This is a genomic window from Cryobacterium melibiosiphilum (assembly GCF_003602235.1).
Lineage (GTDB): Bacteria > Actinomycetota > Actinomycetes > Actinomycetales > Microbacteriaceae > Cryobacterium > Cryobacterium melibiosiphilum.
The window spans coordinates 54,188-70,707 of the sequence record NZ_QZVS01000097.1; the positions used below are offsets into that span (position 1 = coordinate 54,188).

Sequence of the window (16,520 nt, forward strand, 5' to 3'; positions counted from 1 at the left end):
GGCGGACTAGTTGCTGGCGACGGGTTCGGTGCCGCCGCCACCGACGACGTCCGAAGCGGATGCGCGAAGGTGGTCGACGAAGCCGTACTCCAGGGCTTCCTGAGCACTGAACCAGTTGTCACGGTCACCGTCAGCGTTGATCTGCTCGGGGGTCTTGCCGGTCTGGGCGGCGGTGATCTCGGACAGGCGCTTCTTCATGTCGAGGATGAGGCGGGCCTGGGTCTGGATGTCGGCGGCCGTGCCACCGAAGCCGCCGGACGGCTGGTGCAGCAGCACGCGCGCGTTCGGCGTGATGTAGCGCTTGCCCTTGGTGCCCGAGGTGAGCAGGAACTGGCCCATCGAGGCGGCCATGCCGATGCCGACGGTGACGATGTCGTTGGGTACGAACTGCATCGTGTCGTAGATCGCCATGCCGGCCGTGATCGAGCCGCCGGGAGAGTTGATGTAGAGGTAGATGTCGCGGTTTGAGTCTTCGGCTGCCAGCAACAGGATCTTCGCGCAGATCTCGTTGGCATTGTCGTCACGGACCTCTGATCCGAGCCAGATGATGCGGTCCTTCAGCAGTCGGTCAAATACACCATTAGTGGGTGTCGGGTCGGCCATGTCGTGCTCCGTTTCAGTTGTCGTTCTCAATGAATCTATCGGAGGCCGCGCCCCAAAACGGCTCTGTTCGCCCTCGGCAGATTTAGCGGGCCCCGCCGCGCCCCTATCGACACGAAAGGGCCGGATGTCCACGACATCCGGCCCTCACGGGTTACTGCGGGCTGCGGCTACTTCTTGGCTGCGGCTTTCTTCTTCTTCGGCTTCTCTTCGACGACGACGACATCGTCTTCGACGGATGCGTCGGAGTCGGTGGCAGCATCCGTCGCCTCGGTGTTGTCAACAGCGGTGTTGTCAACAGCGGCGTCGTCGGCCCCGGCAGCATCTGCGGCGGCGATCAGGTCGGCGATCTCGTCCGTGGCGGACGGAGCCGTGAACTCGGCGAGGTCGACAGCCTTACCGTTGGAGTCAACGACAGTGGCCTTGCCGAGGGCGATCGCGAGGGCCTTGTTGCGGGCAACCTCGGCGACCATCGACGGGATCTGGCCATTGGTGTTTAGGGCCTGAACGAACTCGCTCGGGTCCATGCCGTACTGGCTCGCACCCTGGATCAGGTACTGGGTGAGCTCGTCCTGGCTGACCTGCACCTTTTCGGCTTCGGCGATCGTGTCGAGCAGGATCTGCTGACGGAACGTCTTCTCGCTCGCTTCGGTGACCTCGGCGCGGTGCGTGTCGTCGTCCATGCGCTTTTCGCCCTCGAGGTGACGGTTGACCTCGTCGAGGATGATCGCGTCGGGGATCGGCACCTCGACGGTGCCGAGGAGGGTCTCAACGAGACGTTCACGGGCCTGCGTGCCCTGGCCGGCAGCCTTCGAACGCTCGACCTGAACCTTGAGGCTCTCGGTCAGCTCGACAATGGTGTCGAATTCGCTCGAGATCTGGGCGAAGTCGTCATCGGCGGCGGGAAGCTCGCGCTCCTTGATGGCGATGACCGTGATCGTGATCTCGGCGGTCTCACCCTCGTGGTCGCCACCGAGCAGGTCGGAGTTGAACGTGGTGGTCTCGCCGGCGCTGAGCGCGTCGAGGGCCTCGTCGATACCCGCGATCAGGTCGCCGGAGCCAACCTCGTAGGAGATGCCGGTCGCACTGTCGACCTCGTCGCCTTCGATGGTCGCGCGCAGGTCGATCTGGGCGAAGTCGCCCGTCTTGGCCGGGCGGTCGACGGTGATGAGCGTGCCGAAACGGCTGCGCAGCTTGTCGAGTTCTTCGACGACCTCGTCGTCGGTGACATCCACGGCGTCAACGGTGACGCTGAGGCCCTCGTAGGTCGGCAGGTCGATCTCGGGACGAACGTCCACCTCGATCGCGAGCAGCAGGTCTCCGGAGAAGTCCTGGTCGCTGGGCCACTCGACGATGTCGGCTTCGGGGCGGCCGAGCGGGCGCAGCTTGTTCTCTTCGACGGCGGCGCGGTAGAAACCGTCGAGGCCCTCGTTCACGGCGTGCTCGAGCACGGCGGACTTGCCGACGCGCTGGTCGATGATCGCCGGCGGGACTTTGCCCTTACGGAAGCCGGGGATGTTGATGTCTTCGGCAATGTGGCCGTAGGCGTGGGTGATGGCTGGCTTCAACTCGTCCGGGCTCACCGAGATGGTGAGCTTGGCGCGGGTGGGGCTCAGTTTTTCGACCGTGGACTTCACTCGGGACTCTCCTGTGGTTTGAACGTTGTGCTGCGGGTAATGTCGGGGCGACAGGAATTGAACCTGCGACTTCTCGCCCCCAAAACGAGCGCTCTACCAAGCTGAGCTACGCCCCGGATCGTACGATCCGCTGGTACTGAATTACTGGGGAATCAAAGTGCAGGCGCGGGCGAAAGCTCGCGACAGGCGGATTGACCTCGTCAAGTCTAGTGCACCGAATCTGGGCGCGTCGTGACCGCTGTCCGCAGCCCTCGGTTTCCTGTACTAAGGTATTCAAGTGCCCGGATTTCGCGGGCTATGGGGACGTAGCTTAATGGCAGAGCCTGGGTTTTCCAAACCTATGACGCGGGTTCGATTCCCGTCGTCCCCTCCAGTGAAACAGCAGGACCGGAGCTACACGCTCCGGTCCTTTTTCGTGCGTGGCACCCTATTTGGCACCTCCGAGAGTTCTTGCGGGCCCGATGGGACCGCGAGCACATCATCCACACTTCGGCTCACCACCGCGCGGGAACGCATCATCCGCTCCTCCGCTCAAACAGTGGCTCGTGAGGACCAACCCGGAATGGGGCGCTCCGGGTCGGTCCTCACGAGCCACAACTCGCACTCCGCGGATAATGCGCACCCGCGCTCCACTTTTGACGTGGTCCCGCTGGAGGTGGGTGGTAGCGAGGTGTTGAGGGCTGAGGGATGCTCCGCGTTCACTGTCAGAGGTGACTGAGACACTGTTTTCATGACCAGCATTGGAGCTGTATTTGAGGAAGTAACCGGGGTTTTACACCGGTGTCAGCCGTCCGCGGCCCTGTTCGCGGAGCTCTCCGACGAGGAATCGGAGCGCACCCACACCGCTATTTCCCGTTTTGTCCGAGAGGCGACGACGTATCAGGCGTTGTCGGCGGCGAATATTCAGACACGTTCCGAGCGGGAGCTGGGGCGCACCGGCCTCGCCCGCCGCAAGGGTTTCAAGGCAACAGAAGAGTTGTTGCAATCATTGGACGGCGGCGGGTCGGGCACCCGGTCGGAGCAGCGCCACCTGATCAGTGCGGGGCTGACGGCCGCAGAGGCCGAAACGGCTCGCCTGCGGCAGCTCGAAGCCGATCTCACCGCGGCCGAGCACCCGGACCTGCCACCGGTGGTGGTGGAGGTGCCGTGGTTCGCCGCTCTCGGCGATGCCGTCGCTGACGGAACGCTCGGCACGAATGCGGCGTACCTGATTCGGACCGGTCTCGGCGAACCGGCCGTGGGCGTGACGGAGGACATGCTGCGCGAGGCCCTCGCCGGCCTGATCACAGAGTGCCGCACGGTCAACGCGGACCAGGCCGCCGTTCTCGCCCGGCACGCCCGCAACAGCATTGACGGGGCGGGCATCGCCAGCCGGGCCGAAGCGATGCGCGACCGGCAGTACGTGCGCACCTACACGAAGACCGACGGCATGCTGCACGGCGACTTCGAACTCGACCCGGTCAACGGCGCGTTCTTCAATTCGTTTCTGTTGCAAGTGACCGGGCCGCGCACTGGCGGGCCGCGGTTCACGACCGAGGAGGACAAGGCCCGGGCAGAAGCGTTGATGAAGGACCCGCGCTCCACGGGCCGGATTCGGGCGGAGTTCCTCATTGAGGCTTTGAAGGTGGCCGCGTCGGCGAACCCGAACGAGATGTTCATGCGCCCACCGAGCCTGAACATCGTCGCACTCTCGCACCCGGCCGACCAACCCGGCGGCACCGAGCGGACCGAACAGACCAAGGAGACCGAGCAAGCCGGACAGGCCGGACAGGTCGAGCAGGTCGAGCAGGTCGGACAGGTCGGGCCGTTTGGACACGCCGGAACGGCCGCGGTGCCGGGCCGGCTGGTCGTGGGGAACGGATTCGTGGAGGGCAGCAGCAACCCGGCACCGGCCGCAGTGATCGAAACGATGGTCTGCGACAGCGGCTACACGCCGGTGCTGTTCAGCTTCGACGGGAAACCGCTGGATGTCGGCCGGGAACAGCGCCTGTTCACCCGGACTCAACGGCAGGCCCTCGCCGTGCGCGACGGGGGCTGCATGGCCCCGGGCTGCCTGCTGCCACCCTCGTGGTGTGAGGTGCACCACATCGACCTGTTTTCTACCGAAAACGGCCAGACCGACATTGCGGTGGGCATCCTGTTCGGCGCGTCCTGCCACCTCCGCATCCACAACGACAAGTGGAAAGTGATCCTGAAAGACGACGTGTTCTTCATGATCCCGCCGGGCACCGCCGACCCCGCCCGAACCCCCATCCGATTGACGAGCAAGAGCCCACTCACACTCGGCTCACCCTTCACCTTTGAGAAGTGGATGCCGGCAAGCATCGTTTGAGAATGGCCGTGCACGGAGGGCTGGATCGAGAAGTCATAGGAAGGACTCCTTACTGCGAGACATGGTCGGTCTCCACAAGCTCAGTCTGCACGCCGAGGGGGACCGCGCTCCGTGAGACCCCGAGACCGTGAGATTGCGACTCGATTGGGCTAGTACTCGTTGTCGTAGGCGAGCAGTTTTGCGAGGTCGATGCGCACGAAGGCTGAACGCCGCTCGGCGAGCTTGCGGTCGTAGTCGGGTTCGCTGCCATCCACGTTCTGACGAATGAGCTTGGCGGCGAGGGCCTGGGCGAATTCGTGACTCGCATCGTCCTTGGCCTTGTCGACGATCGTAGCGACCTGCACGTCATCCTCCGCCACGGCGTCGAGCTCGGCAGTGAGACGGTCGTGCACTCGGCGGCGCAGGGCGAACTGCTTCACGTCGGCCCGCTGGTCGCGGGTGAGCTCGAGCCTCCAGCGCGCCTTGACGAGCTCGTCGCGCATCTCGGTGACGCGTGTGCCGTAGTCCTCGTTCTGGCGAGCCAGCACGTCGAGTTCGTGCCGCACGGTCGCGGAATAGTCGGCGCCCTCGAAGTCGAGGTGTTCACGCAAAGCGCCAACCAGAATGTGATTCTTGACCGCCATCCGCACCGCGGAGAGCGAGATCAGCAGGCCCTCATCGACGATGCGGTCTTCGGAGAGCACGCCCGTTCCCGACGCGTCATCGGTGGATTCGGCACCCATGCCACGCACTCGGCGGATCCAGTCCCACACCACAGTCACTCCCCCGTAAAGGCCTATCCGAGTCTACGTCGAACAGCTGCATTCCTCACAACGGATGCTCACCGCGGCCCGATTCGACCGTGGCGTAGGGTGGAGGGACCATAAACGGGGGGAACAGTATGCTGTCGACGACCGGTGACTCGCCCGCGGAGCATGGCCGAGCCCGACCGCGGGACTATCTGGCGCTGGCGACGCTCTGGCTGCCGTTTCTGGTCGTCTTGATATCCGCGGTGCTCTGGTGGCCTGAGCTGCCCGAGGCACTCCCGCGCCAGTGGAACGCAGACGGCATCGCGTCGACGTCACCCACCGAGGTGATGCTGGGCGTACTGGGCGGCCTGACGCTGGTGGCGGCGCTCGGCGCGGCGCTCGCCCTGCCGGCCGGTGCCGCCCCCAACCGCCGCACCATCTATCTCGCCGCCGGGTTCATCGCCGGCCTCGCCGGCGCCATTTGGCTACTCAGCGCCGGCATCTCAGTCCTGCCCGGTGCCGACCAGTCCGATCCGCGCGGCTGGCCCCTGCTGGCCGTGCCGTTTGCCGGCTACGGGGCCATCGCCTATTTTCTCGCCCACCCGTCGATGATGCCGGTGCAGGACTACACGGCTTCGTACGGTGGGAGCGGCGTTGACGAAACGGCGGATGCCGCGAGAGCGCGACTGGCCGCATCCGTCTTCGGTAGAACGGAGTGGACGGCGAGCACCTCGTCGCCGCTGTTCACCGGCCTCGCAAGCGTGGCCGCGGTGGGGGCCATCGGCATCATAACGCTGCCGGCGCTGCGTGACGCAGTCACGTCGGCCAATGTGGTCGTCATGGCGATCATCGCCTTCGCGCTGGTTTTCATCGTGATGTTTGCTCGGATCCGCATTCGGATCGACGGTCGAGGACTGAGCGTGCGGTCTATGATCCTGGGCGCACCTCTGAAGATCATTCCCCTCACCGACATCATCGAAGCCCACACGGACTACCTGGAGCCGCTCCGCTGGGGCGGCTGGGGCTACCGGATCACCCGCGGGCGGTCAGCGGTCATCCTGCGGGCCGGGCCGGGCTTGGTCGTGACCCGGCGGAACGGCAAGCTCTTCGCGGTATCGATGACCGATCCAGAGATTCCGGCAGCGCTTCTCGAGTCGCTCCGCCAGCGCCGCTGACTGACCACACCACGGCCATCAGAGCGCGAAGCCGCCATCGGAGCTGAGCACCTGGCCGACCATCCACCGGCCGTCGTCGGTCGCGAGCCAGCCGATCAGGCGGGCAGGGTCGCCTGGCCGGCCGAACCGGCCGAACGGAGTGTCGCGAACCATCGCCAGAATGTCGTCGAGCGGCCGGTCCGTGGTCTCGGGGTCGAGGTACCCGGTGTTGACGGGACCCGGATCGACCGTGTTCAGGATGATGCCGTGCGCGAGCAGTTCCTTCGCGACGGTCGGGGTGGCCCCAGCGAGAGCAGCCTTGCTGGCCGCGTAGGCAACCTCGCCGGCCATGGCGCCGTGAATCTGGCCCGAGGTCATCCAGATCACCCGGCCGGTCACGAATTCATCCAGCGGCAGCGCAGCGGCTGCGCTCTCCCCCGGCCGCCGCGGCGGACCCCCGACCGCGAGCCCCGCGAACTGCAGGGCGAACGCACGGGTCAGCAACAACGTCGACCGAGCGTTGACGTGCCAGTGGCCGTCGAGAACCTCGGCCGTCATATCGAGGATCGAGCCGTCGCCGCCGCTGCGGGCATGATTGCAGACGAGGATGTCGATCCGGCCGGTCAGCCCCGCGGCCGCCGCGATCAGTGTCTCGGCGGCGTCGTCGGCGGCCAGGTCCAGGCTGATATCCCCGAGCCGGGCTCCCTCGTGCAGGGCGCGACGGATGCCCGCACGCACCTCAGCGAGGTCGTCACCGCCCCACGGCTGCTCGACATCATGCGGGGCGAAATGGTGGATGAACACGTCGGCACCCAGCTCCGCGAGCCGCACGGCGACCGCGAACCCGATGCCGGCCCGGCGCGAGACCCCCGTCACCAGGGCGGTCTTGCCGAGCAGGGGCAACTCGGGGTGCGGCGTCGTCGTCATGCCCCCAGTCAACCGCACTATCCTGCAGGGGACGCGCCCCGCGAGGAGGTCCCGTGCAGAACGTCGACGAGGAGCTCACGTCCGTCGTGACAGCGCGCCTGCGCGCGGCGGGCTGTGTGCTCGCAGAGGAGGAAGCGCGCCTGCTCATCGAGACCGTTCCCAGCCGGGACGCGCTCGACGCACTGGTCGCGCGGCGGGTGGCGGGGCATCCGCTCGAATACGTGCTGGGCTGGGCCGAGTTCCACGGCCTGCACATCCTGGTCGGACCAGGCGTTTTCGTGCCACGCCGCCGCACCGAGTTTCTCGTTGAGCAGGCCATCGCGGTGGCGCAGGCCCACCCAGGCCGCGCCCTCGACCTCTGCTGCGGGTCGGGCGCGGTCGGCGCTGCCCTCATCTCCGCGGTGCCCACGATCGACCTCTACGCGGCCGACATCGACCCCGTCGCCGTGAGCTTCGCGCGTCGCAATCTCGGCGGCCAGGGAGAGGTTTTCGAGGGTGACCTGTACGCGCCGCTTCCCGTCGAACTGCGCGGCACCATCGACGTGCTGCTCGCGAATGCGCCCTACGTGCCGACGGATGCCCTGCACCTGCTGCCGGCGGAAGCTCGCCTCTACGAACCCCGAGTCGCCCTGGACGGCGGGGCTGACGGCCTCGACCTGCACCGCCGGGTGGCCGCCGAGGCGCGGGACTGGCTCGCGCCGGGCGGCACCCTGCTCATCGAGACGAGCGAGCAGCAGGCGGGGATCGCCGCCGATTTTTTCACCCGCACCGGGCTGGCGGCAAGCGTCGTGCACAGTGACGACCTCGAGACGACGATCGTCAGGGGAACCCGCGTGCGCTAGTCGATGTCCGACGTGCCCGCCTCCCGGCGCCCCTGGGACCGCTCACGAAGGGCGAAGAGATCCTCCGACAGCGAGACGATGTTGCCCTCACTGTCCTTGAACCAGGCGCCCTTTGCGCCCTCCATCTCGACGACGCCGTTTTCGGTCTTCAATCCCGGCAGGTCATACTCCTCGAACGTGACGCCCTTCGCGCGCAGGTCCGCCGCATCGCGATCAAACTGATCCGTGATGAATCCGATCGCGGTGGCCTGATTGGAGCCGGCAAACGGGGTCTCATAGAGCAGGATTCTCGCGCCGGTACCGGTGCGATAGATCAGGCCCTCCGGCATCTCCTGCTCGGGCTCCAGCCCTAAAGCGTCGCTGTAGAACCGGCGCGCTCGGTCGAGGTCCGTGGCGGGCAACACCGCATAGGATTCCATCTGGCTTGTCATCAGTTGTCCCTTCTGCAAACTGCACAGAGGCATTTTGCACAGGGGATCGTACGCTCGTGGGCGACAACCGGGGGGAAAAAGCCCGGGTGAAGTTCGTCGCTAATCCGTCCCGTGGGAAGAGTGCCCGGACGACAGCACCCGCGGTCCGCTCCCGGCGGCGGTCGTGTCCTCGGGCTCCTTCGCCTGGTGCGCCGTCGGCGGTGTTCCCGCCCGCTCCCCGGGCTCGACAACCACGAACTGGCCCATCATGCCGTCGTCTTCGTGGGCGAGCATGTGGCAGTGGTACATGTACGGAAAGTCGGCGTCGGTGTACGCGTTGAAACGCATGATCAGCTCGTACCGTTTGCCCGGTTCGAGGTAGATCGTGTCCTTCCACCCGAGCAGTTCCGCCGGCGGCTGGTCGGTGCCGATCCGCAGCACCTGGAACTGCACGCCGTGCACGTGGAAGTTGTGCGGCAGGGGCATCGCATTGTCGACGGTCCAGATTTCCGTCGCGCCCGCCTCGACGGTCTCGTCGATGCGGGACAGCTCCATTTGCCGGTTGTTGATCGACGTGCCGTTGAGGGTGAAGCTGCGGTCGACGGTCGCATCGTCGGCGTCGAGACGTTCGAGGTCGACGAGCGCGGTCGGGGTGTCGCCGATCGAGGTCAGCGTGTCGGCGACCCGAAGTTCGAGCACGTCGAGGGTGTCGGCACCGGCGTTGCGCTCGGCGGCCGAGGCCGAGGTGCCGAGGTCCGGCGGATTGGAGCGCAGGGTGACGGTCTCGCCGGGCGTGACCCGCACGAGCACCTCGGCGCGTTCTCCGGCAGAAAGACGGATGCCGTCCATCGTCGCCGGGGCGTCCAACAGTCCGCCGTCGGTACCGATCAGGTCGAACTCGCGCCCGTCATCGAAGCCGAAATCGTAGGTGCGGGCGGTCGAACCGTTCAGCAGGCGCAGGCGCACGACATCCGTCGTCACGTCCACATACGGCCCGAGCGTGCCGTTGACCAGCACCTCGTCGCCGATCGCGCCGATGTAGCCGCGCGTGCCGATGTCGAACTGGCCGTCGCTGTCGAAGCGGCGGTCCTGCACGATGACGGGGATATCGTCGACGCCGTAGGTGCGCGGCAGGTTGAGGGCCGCCTCCTCGTCGTCCTGCAGGATGAACATGCCGGCAAGGCCCTTCTCGACCTGGCCTTCGGACTCCTGGTGGGGGTGCGGGTGGTACCAGAGGGTCGCGGCGGGCTGGTCGATGGTCCACTCGGGCTGCCAGAGTGCGCCGGGTTCGATGACGGAGTGCGGGCCGCCGTCCATCTCGGCGGGCAGGTGCATGCCGTGCCAGTGCACGGTGGTGACCGCGTCGAGGTCGTTGGTGACGTTGACCTGCACGTTCTCGCCCTGCTTGGCGACGAGGGTCGGGCCGAGGAAGCTGCCGTTGTAGCCCCAGGTGTCGGTGTCGACGCCGGGCATGAACTCGGTGGTCGATTCGTCTGCCGTCAGGTCGAAGACCCGGTCGCCGTTGGCGGCGATCGTCGACTCGGCCAGCGGCGGAATCGCCAGCGGCGTCGAAAAGTCCACCGCGCCGACGGTGTTGATGATGCCGCCGCCCTGGTCGCTCGCGCAGGCGGACAGGCCCAGTGCAAGAGCCACCGCCCCGGCCAGTCCGGCGCTCACGAGCGTGGCGACGGGTCGGCGGGAACGGGTGGTGCGAGCGGGGTGCATACCCCCAGTTTCGCAGGTCCAGCTGTACGCCCAGCGCCGCCGTTCACAGGCTCAGAGGGTGCCGTTCAGAGCGTGCGGTGGGTGAACCGGCCGGCGAGCAGGGTGGCGGCCACGGGCATCCGTCGCAGGTCGGCGACGGATGCGACGAGCGGGTCGATCTCGCACACCGCGAGGTCGGCGACATCCCCCACGCTCACTCGGTGGCGGCCGCGTGCCGATGCGGCGAGGGCGTCCTGCCGGGAGACGGACTGTTCGGGATGCCACGGGTCGTCACCGTCGCGGCCGCGCCCGACCGCGGCGGCGATGGCGACCCAGGGATCGAGGGGTGCGACGGGAGCGTCGGAGCCGAAGGCGAGCTCCACTCCGGCAGCGAGCAGGCTCGCGAGCGGGAACGCGCGCTGGGTGCGGCCGGCCCAGAACCGGTCGGCAACCTCGCGGTCGTCGAGGGCGTGCTCCGGCTGCACGCTCGCCACAATACCGAGCCGGGCGAACCGCTGCACGTCATCATCGCTGAGCAGCTGCGCGTGCTCGATGCTGTGGCCAAGGCCCGAGAAGTGGGGCGTGGGAGCTTCGGCCGCGAGCTGTTCGAGAGCGTCGAGGGCGAGTCGGTTGGCCTGGTCGCCGATGGCGTGCACGGCAGCGCGCAGGCCGAGGCCGGCGGACTGGCGCAGCAGCGGCAGCAATTCGTCGGGCGTGACGTTCAGGAGGCCGTGCGCGTCGGGCCCGGTCAGCCCCGGGTAGGCATCAACACAGTAGGCCGTTCGGGTGTTGAGAGATCCATCGGTGATGACCTTGAACGGGCCGACGCTGAGCAACCCCTCGGTGCCGTCGATGAGTGCGCCACCGCGCAGCCCGAGGTCCGCCGCGTGCTGCAGGTGCTGGCTGTAGACGCCGAATTCCACCCGCAGGGCCGTCGTGCCGGCCGCGATGCGCCGCTGCCAGGCATCGAGGTTCCAGGTCATCTCCATGTCGACGACGCCGACGACGCCGCGCGCGGCGGCGGCGCGGGCAGCGTCATCCACCCAGCCGTCGACGACCCCGTCCGAGACGGTGTCGAGCATCTGGGCGACGCGGAACGCGTCGGCCTCCCGCAGCAGCCCGGTGGCATGATCCGGCAGGCCGTAACGGGCCAGGGCGGCGGAATTCAGCCAGCAGCTGTGCAGGTCACCGCTGACCAGGGCGACGGGGATCGGGCCGAGCGCCGACGCGGACGCGGCGTCGAGCACGGCGCGGGAGGGGGCATCCGCCCACATCGCGTCGCGAAAACCGAAGCCGATGAGGGTGTCGCCGGACGGCGTGAACGTGGCCCTGGCCGCGATGCGCGCCGCGACGAAGGCCGCCGCGTGAGCGGCGGATGCGGCCCCGGACACGTCCAGACGGCGCGCCGTCTGCGCCCACTGGGTGAAGTGCACGTGGTTGTCCCAGAGCCCCGGGATCAGCCAGCGTTCACCCAGGTCGACGACCTCGACCGCGGCACCCGACCGGCCAGCGGATGCGGCGGGGTCGATATAGCCGAGGTGCGTGACGGCGCCGTCGTCGATGCGCACGTCGACGAGGTCGTCGCTGCCCGGCAGCCGGGCGTTGCGCAGCACGAGCGAGCCACCGGCGGGAAGGGCCACCGGCGCGGGACTCCGCGCGTCCAGGGTCATGCGCCGGTTACCCCGTGGGTGCGGCGCATTTCGGCGGCGAGGGTCGGGCTCGCGTAGGGCCCGTCGCCGTCGAGTTCGCCGATGATGCGCTCCACGGTCTCGAGCGGTCGGTTCTGGCTCATCTTGTTCTTGGCCGTGAACCTCGTCACGCGCAGGCGAAAACCGACGGTGCCCTGCACGATCCGGGCCGCGTATTCGCTGTTGGCGACCGTTCCGTTCAGCCGACGGGGTTCGGGCAGCAGGTCTTCGAAGTGGTCGACGAGCCGGTCGAGCACCCGCAGGTTCTCGTCGTCGCTGAGCAGTTCGGGGGTCCCGGTGAGGTGCGCGGTCACAAAATTCCAGGTGGGAACGGCGGGGTTGGCATCGTACCAGCCGGGCGAAATGTACCCGTGCGGGCCCCGAATGATCAGGAGCAGCTCGTGCCGTCCGAGTTCGTGCAGCCGTTCGTCGGGTCGGCCGACGTGGCTGACCAGCACGATCTCGTCGGTGCCGCCGGTCGTCTCGTCGAGGATCACCGGGTAGTGCGACGCGACGAGTTCGCCCGCGTCGGTGTGGCTGACGAGCGTGGCCCAGGGGTTCTCACGAATGAGCCGTGTGATCTCGGCGACCTCGGTCAGCGCAAAACTCGGTGTGTGTCGCATCAGGATTCCTTAGCTCAGAACTACGCCTGGCACGAGGGGCACCAGTACAGCTTGCGGGCGGCCATCTCCTCGAGCACGATGTGGGTGCCACAGACCCGACACGGCAGCCCCTCGCGCTTGTACACCCAGTGCCGGTCGGCCCGGTTTTTCATCGCGCGGGCCAGCTCAGGGCCGGCGAGGTCGTCGCGGGTCATCATCTGCCCGGTCTCAATGCCGATGTGCAGGAGAAAACCCCAGTCAGCCCACAGGGCGTGAACGGCCGACAGGCTGATCGCCTTGCCGGGAGTGTGCGGGTTGAGGCGGGCCCGAAACAGCATTTCCGCGCGGTAGACGTTGCCGATGCCGCTGACCACGCTCTGGTCCATCAGCAACCGGCCGATCGGGGTGGGCTTGCGCCGCACCACGCTCGTGAACCGGTCGCGGGCGGCTTCGCTGTTGTCGAGTTCCGGGTCGGGCCCCAGGCGCATGATGACCGTTTCGACCTGCTGCGGGTCGAGCACCTCGCACGCGGTCGGGCCGCGCAGGTCCGCCACGACCGTCTCGCTCAGCAACCGCACCCGCACCTGGCCGACGGGTTCCGCCGGAAAGACGACCGGGGCATCCGTCACCTTTTCGTCTTCGGACATGCGCAGCCGGGCCCGCCGGGGCGCCCCGATGCTGTGCAGCGAATTCTCCCCGGCCGAATCGACGACGGATGCCTCCGGCAGGTCCATCAGGATCTCACCGGCGAAGTCCCACGCCCCGTACAGGCCCAGGTGGATGCGCAGCCAGAGTCCGTCGTCAAACTCGAGGAACATCTGCTTGCCCACCGCGTGCGCGGCGGTCACGACCCGGCCGTCGAGCTGCGCGGCTCCCTCGGCGAAGCGGCCCTGCGGGCTCGACACAGTGACCCGGCTGCCGACGAAGTTGCGCTGAAACTGTCGTGCGATGCGGTGAACGGAATGACCCTCGGGCACGGTTAGTCGTTGCCGGTGCTACTGGTTGACGTTTCGGCCGGCGATCGTACGGGTCGTCTCGTACTCGGCCAGCTGGGCAATGCGGCGTACGTGGCGTTCCTCAGCGCTGAACGGTTCGGCAATGAAGGCGTCGATGAATTCGGTCGCTTCGGCAATGGTGTGCTCGCGGGCACCGATGGAGATGACGTTGGCGTCGTTGTGTTCACGGGCGAGGCGGGCGGTGCTGAGGTTCCAGACCAGGGCCGCGCGGGCGCCGACGACCTTGTTGGCCGCCATCTGCTCGCCGTTGCCGGATCCGCCGAAAACGACCCCGAGCGCCTCGATACCGGCGTCGCGGTCGTCAACGGTGGCCTGCGCGGCATTGATGCAGAACGCGGGGTAGTCGTCGAGCGGGTCGTAGCTCTGCGGCCCGTGGTCGATCACTTCGTGGCCGCCCGCCCGCAGGTGCTTGATGAGGTGGTGGCTGAGGTCCAGACCGGCATGGTCGGTGGCGATGTGGATGCGCATGGTCCCATCCTATTTAATTCCCATTTGATCCACGTCACCGCGTTCGGCGGAGCGGCGAGTGTTCGGCTAATAGACGAGGCCGAAGACCCACGCCGCGAGCGTCATCGTGGTGATCGTGGTCAGCACCAGGGCGATCAGGTTCAGCCAGATGCCGGCCTTGATCATGTCGGCGATTTCGATGTACCCCGACGAGAACGCGATGGCGTTGGGCGGTGTGGCCACCGGCAGCATGAACGCACACGTCGCGGCGATCGCGACGGGGATCACGAGCAGCATCGGGTCGAGCCCGAGTCCGATGGCGACGCCGCCGATCAACGGCAGGAACGCGGCGGCCGTGGCGGTGTTGCTGGTCAGTTCCGTGAGCAGCAGCACGATGGCGGCGATGGCGGCGATGATCAGCACGAGCGGCAGCACCTGCAGTGACGTGACCTGTTCGCCGACCCAGGCACTGAGGCCCGTCGCGGTGAACTGTGCCGACAGCGAGAGGCCACCGCCGAAGAGGATGAGGATGTCCCACGGCAGCGCGCGGGCGCTGCCCCAGGTCAGCAGCGGAACACCGGTGCGCAGGTTCGCGGGGGTGAGGAACAGGATGAGGGCGACCGCCATGGCGATGACGGCATCCGCTACATTCGAGCCGGGCCAGACCAGCGGAACGGTGATCCATGCCGCGGCCGCCAGCACGAAGACCGCGAGCACGAGCTTCTCGCCGGTGTTGGCTTTGCCGAGTTTCGTGTACTCGTCCTGGATCATGGCCCTGCCGCCGGGAATCTCGGTGATTTCCGGTTTGAAGAACACGAAGGTGAGCAGGAACCAGGCGATGGCTATGAAAATGACCGCGAGGGGCACACCGACGAGCATCCACTGCCCGAAGCCGATGGTGACCCCGTGCGTTTCGGCCATATAGCCCACGAGCAGGGCGTTCGGCGGGGTGCCGATGATGGTGCCGAGCGAGCCGATCGAGGCGGAGTAGGCGATGCCGAGCATCAGGGCAATGCCGAACTTCTTCGGCGGCTTGCCCGCGGGATCCATCCGCGCCACGAGCACGAGCACCGACACGCCGATCGGCAGCATCATCACCGCGGTGGCGGTGTTGGAGACCCACATACTGAGGAATCCGGTGGTGATCATGAACCCGCCGATGAGCTGACGGGGTTTGGTGCCGATCAGCAGAACGGTGAGCAGCGCGATGCGGCGGTGCAGGTTCCAGCGCTGCAGGGCGAGGGCGAGCAGGAATCCGCCCATGAAGAGAAAGATGATCGGGTTCGCATACGGCGGGGCGACCTCGCCGATCGGCGCGACATTCAACATGGGGAACGCGACGAGCGGCACGAGGGCGGTGGCCGCGAGCGGAATCGCTTCCGTCATCCACCACAGCGCCATGAGAACGGCGATGGCAGCGGTGAGGCGTGCGGCCTGGTCGAGGTCGGTCGGCATGATCGCGTAGACGATGCCGCCCATGACGAGGCCGGCGAGCAGTCCGAGGCGTTTGCGCGTCACGACCCGGGGCGGTTCCGGACTGTCGAGCATGCCGGGAGCGGTCGTATCGTCTGAGGTGGCAGACATCCGTGTGGGCGGCCGGGTCGGTGGATGGACAGACGTCATCGTCTTGAGTCTCCTAGGTTGGTGGCGTTTCTCCCCTGAGACTAGGTTGACCGGCGGACAGACTCGAATTTGCACATGCGGGCCGTGCCCCGTATGGGGCACGGCCTCGATACCGGTCGCTGCATGCGGGTCAGACGACGGCGCCCTGCGCAAAAATGGGCTCCCGGGTGCGGCTGCGCTTGAGCTCGAAGAAGCCGTCGAAGGCCGCGACGGCGAGCACGCCGTCCCAGAGGGCGAGTGCCTGGTCACCCATCGGGGCGGGCGAGATGACGGGCCCGAAGAAAGCCACGCCGTTGACGGCGATCACCGGGGTGCCCACGTCCTGGCCGACCCGGTTGATGCCATCGAAGTGGCTCGCCCGCATCTGCACGTCGAAGGCGGCGCTGTCGGCGTGCGCGGCGAACGCGGCGGGCAGGCCGATTGCGGCGAGCGCCGCAGGGATGACCTCGTCGGCATCGCTGTTGCCGCCCGGGTGGATGCGCTCCCCGAGGGCGTCGTAGAGCGCCTTGACCATGGCCTGGCCGTGCAGCTCCTGCGCCGCCGCGACCAGGCGGGTGTACCGCAGGGCTCGGGGGAAGAACGCGCGGTACTCGTCGGACACATCCGTGTCTTCGTTCAGCACGGCGAGGCTCATGACGTGCCAGGTCACTTCGAGGTCGCGCAGGCGGGCGACCTCATCGACCCAGCGGCTGGCCATCCAGGCCCACGGGCACGACGGGTCGAACCAGAAATCAACGGCAGTGGATGCGACGGAATCAGTGGGAGCAGGCATGCTCCACAGAGTAGAACATCGGTCTGTGATTTTGGGGG

At 67.3% G+C, this 16,520-nt stretch carries 15 protein-coding genes and 2 tRNA genes; 4 read left to right on the plus strand and 13 right to left on the minus strand.

What is annotated here, in order from left to right; genetic code table 11:
• Positions 1-6: 6 nt before the first annotated feature.
• From D6T64_RS20750 to D6T64_RS20760, 3 genes are all read right to left on the minus strand, one after another.
• Positions 7-603, minus strand: a complete 597-nt coding sequence (locus D6T64_RS20750; RefSeq protein WP_119976592.1) for an ATP-dependent Clp protease proteolytic subunit — start codon at positions 601-603, stop codon at positions 7-9.
• Positions 604-770: 167 nt separating this feature from the next.
• Entirely contained in the window at positions 771-2,237 is a 1,467-nt protein-coding gene (gene tig / locus D6T64_RS20755; RefSeq protein ID WP_119976593.1) for a trigger factor, read from the minus strand.
• A 42-nt stretch (positions 2,238-2,279) separates the two neighbouring features.
• Positions 2,280-2,353 (minus strand) — tRNA-Pro (locus tag D6T64_RS20760).
• A gap of 183 nt (positions 2,354-2,536) precedes the next feature.
• Between D6T64_RS20760 and D6T64_RS20765 the strand changes: the two genes are divergently transcribed.
• Together D6T64_RS20765 and D6T64_RS20770 are read left to right on the plus strand one after the other, a co-directional pair.
• Positions 2,537-2,610: transfer RNA gene (locus D6T64_RS20765), tRNA-Gly, on the plus strand.
• A 357-nt stretch (positions 2,611-2,967) separates the two neighbouring features.
• A complete protein-coding gene (locus tag D6T64_RS20770; protein ID WP_119976594.1) occupies positions 2,968-4,569 on the plus strand; it encodes an HNH endonuclease signature motif containing protein in 1,602 nt (533 codons plus the stop codon).
• A 149-nt stretch (positions 4,570-4,718) separates the two neighbouring features.
• Here the strand turns inward: D6T64_RS20770 and D6T64_RS20775 are convergent, their stop codons facing one another.
• Positions 4,719-5,291, minus strand: a complete 573-nt coding sequence (locus D6T64_RS20775; RefSeq protein WP_119976595.1) for a hypothetical protein — start codon at positions 5,289-5,291, stop codon at positions 4,719-4,721.
• Positions 5,292-5,449: 158 nt separating this feature from the next.
• On the opposite strand from D6T64_RS20775, the gene D6T64_RS20780 reads away from it, so the two are divergent.
• Positions 5,450-6,472: a hypothetical protein gene (locus tag D6T64_RS20780; RefSeq protein ID WP_119976596.1), complete on the plus strand. Its 1,023-nt coding sequence runs from the start codon at positions 5,450-5,452 to the stop codon at positions 6,470-6,472.
• Positions 6,473-6,490: 18 nt separating this feature from the next.
• On the opposite strand, the gene D6T64_RS20785 is transcribed toward D6T64_RS20780, so the two are convergent.
• A complete protein-coding gene (locus tag D6T64_RS20785; RefSeq protein WP_119976597.1) occupies positions 6,491-7,378 on the minus strand; it encodes an SDR family oxidoreductase in 888 nt (295 codons plus the stop codon).
• 53 nt (positions 7,379-7,431) lie between these two features.
• Here D6T64_RS20785 and D6T64_RS20790 point away from each other — a divergent pair, with 53 nt between their 5' ends.
• Positions 7,432-8,220, plus strand: coding sequence for a putative protein N(5)-glutamine methyltransferase (locus tag D6T64_RS20790; protein ID WP_119976598.1), 789 nt, complete (start codon positions 7,432-7,434; stop codon positions 8,218-8,220).
• On the opposite strand, the gene D6T64_RS20795 is transcribed toward D6T64_RS20790, so the two are convergent.
• The 8 genes from D6T64_RS20795 to D6T64_RS20830 all read right to left on the minus strand — a co-directional run bounded on the left by D6T64_RS20795 (position 8,217) and on the right by D6T64_RS20830 (position 16,482).
• Complete coding sequence (locus D6T64_RS20795; RefSeq protein WP_233551475.1) at positions 8,217-8,651, minus strand: VOC family protein; 435 nt, start codon at positions 8,649-8,651, stop codon at positions 8,217-8,219. The genes D6T64_RS20790 and D6T64_RS20795 overlap by 4 nt on opposite strands.
• 99 nt (positions 8,652-8,750) lie before the next feature.
• Complete coding sequence (locus tag D6T64_RS20800) at positions 8,751-10,355, minus strand: multicopper oxidase family protein (protein ID WP_119976599.1); 1,605 nt, start codon at positions 10,353-10,355, stop codon at positions 8,751-8,753.
• Positions 10,356-10,420: 65 nt separating this feature from the next.
• Positions 10,421-12,004, minus strand: coding sequence for an amidohydrolase (locus D6T64_RS20805; RefSeq protein WP_119976600.1), 1,584 nt, complete (start codon positions 12,002-12,004; stop codon positions 10,421-10,423).
• On the minus strand, positions 12,001-12,645 hold the full coding sequence (locus tag D6T64_RS20810) for an FMN-binding negative transcriptional regulator (RefSeq protein WP_119976601.1): 645 nt from the start codon (positions 12,643-12,645) through the stop codon (positions 12,001-12,003). Before D6T64_RS20810 ends, D6T64_RS20805 begins: the two co-directional genes overlap by 4 nt.
• 20 nt (positions 12,646-12,665) lie before the next feature.
• A complete protein-coding gene (locus tag D6T64_RS20815) occupies positions 12,666-13,601 on the minus strand; it encodes an Fpg/Nei family DNA glycosylase (protein WP_119976602.1) in 936 nt (311 codons plus the stop codon).
• A gap of 18 nt (positions 13,602-13,619) precedes the next feature.
• Positions 13,620-14,108 (minus strand): ribose-5-phosphate isomerase, encoded by a 489-nt coding sequence (locus D6T64_RS20820; RefSeq protein WP_119976603.1) that lies wholly within the window; start codon positions 14,106-14,108, stop codon positions 13,620-13,622.
• A 66-nt stretch (positions 14,109-14,174) separates the two neighbouring features.
• On the minus strand, positions 14,175-15,671 hold the full coding sequence (locus D6T64_RS20825; RefSeq protein WP_119976604.1) for an SLC13 family permease: 1,497 nt from the start codon (positions 15,669-15,671) through the stop codon (positions 14,175-14,177).
• 169 nt (positions 15,672-15,840) lie between these two features.
• Positions 15,841-16,482 carry a mycothiol-dependent nitroreductase Rv2466c family protein gene (locus D6T64_RS20830; protein ID WP_119976605.1) on the minus strand — a complete coding sequence of 214 codons (642 nt, stop codon included), beginning with the start codon at positions 16,480-16,482 and terminating at the stop codon, positions 15,841-15,843.
• Positions 16,483-16,520: the final 38 nt, after the last annotated feature.

What these genes read in the sequence shown, in the direction of transcription:
- D6T64_RS20750 (WP_119976592.1), bottom strand. Translation starts at nt 603, where the DNA reads ATGGCCGACCCGACACCCACTAATGGTGTATTTGACCGACTGCTGAAG.
- D6T64_RS20770 (WP_119976594.1), top strand. Translation starts at nt 2,968, where the DNA reads ATGACCAGCATTGGAGCTGTATTTGAGGAAGTAACCGGGGTTTTACAC.
- D6T64_RS20775 (WP_119976595.1), bottom strand. Translation starts at nt 5,291, where the DNA reads ATGGGTGCCGAATCCACCGATGACGCGTCGGGAACGGGCGTGCTCTCC.
- D6T64_RS20780 (WP_119976596.1), top strand. Translation starts at nt 5,450, where the DNA reads ATGCTGTCGACGACCGGTGACTCGCCCGCGGAGCATGGCCGAGCCCGA.
- D6T64_RS20785 (WP_119976597.1), bottom strand. Translation starts at nt 7,378, where the DNA reads ATGACGACGACGCCGCACCCCGAGTTGCCCCTGCTCGGCAAGACCGCC.
- D6T64_RS20795 (WP_233551475.1), bottom strand. Translation starts at nt 8,651, where the DNA reads ATGACAAGCCAGATGGAATCCTATGCGGTGTTGCCCGCCACGGACCTC.
- D6T64_RS20800 (WP_119976599.1), bottom strand. Translation starts at nt 10,355, where the DNA reads ATGCACCCCGCTCGCACCACCCGTTCCCGCCGACCCGTCGCCACGCTC.
- D6T64_RS20805 (WP_119976600.1), bottom strand. Translation starts at nt 12,004, where the DNA reads ATGACCCTGGACGCGCGGAGTCCCGCGCCGGTGGCCCTTCCCGCCGGT.
- D6T64_RS20810 (WP_119976601.1), bottom strand. Translation starts at nt 12,645, where the DNA reads ATGCGACACACACCGAGTTTTGCGCTGACCGAGGTCGCCGAGATCACA.
- D6T64_RS20820 (WP_119976603.1), bottom strand. Translation starts at nt 14,108, where the DNA reads ATGCGCATCCACATCGCCACCGACCATGCCGGTCTGGACCTCAGCCAC.
- D6T64_RS20825 (WP_119976604.1), bottom strand. Translation starts at nt 15,671, where the DNA reads ATGTCTGCCACCTCAGACGATACGACCGCTCCCGGCATGCTCGACAGT.
- D6T64_RS20830 (WP_119976605.1), bottom strand. Translation starts at nt 16,482, where the DNA reads ATGCCTGCTCCCACTGATTCCGTCGCATCCACTGCCGTTGATTTCTGG.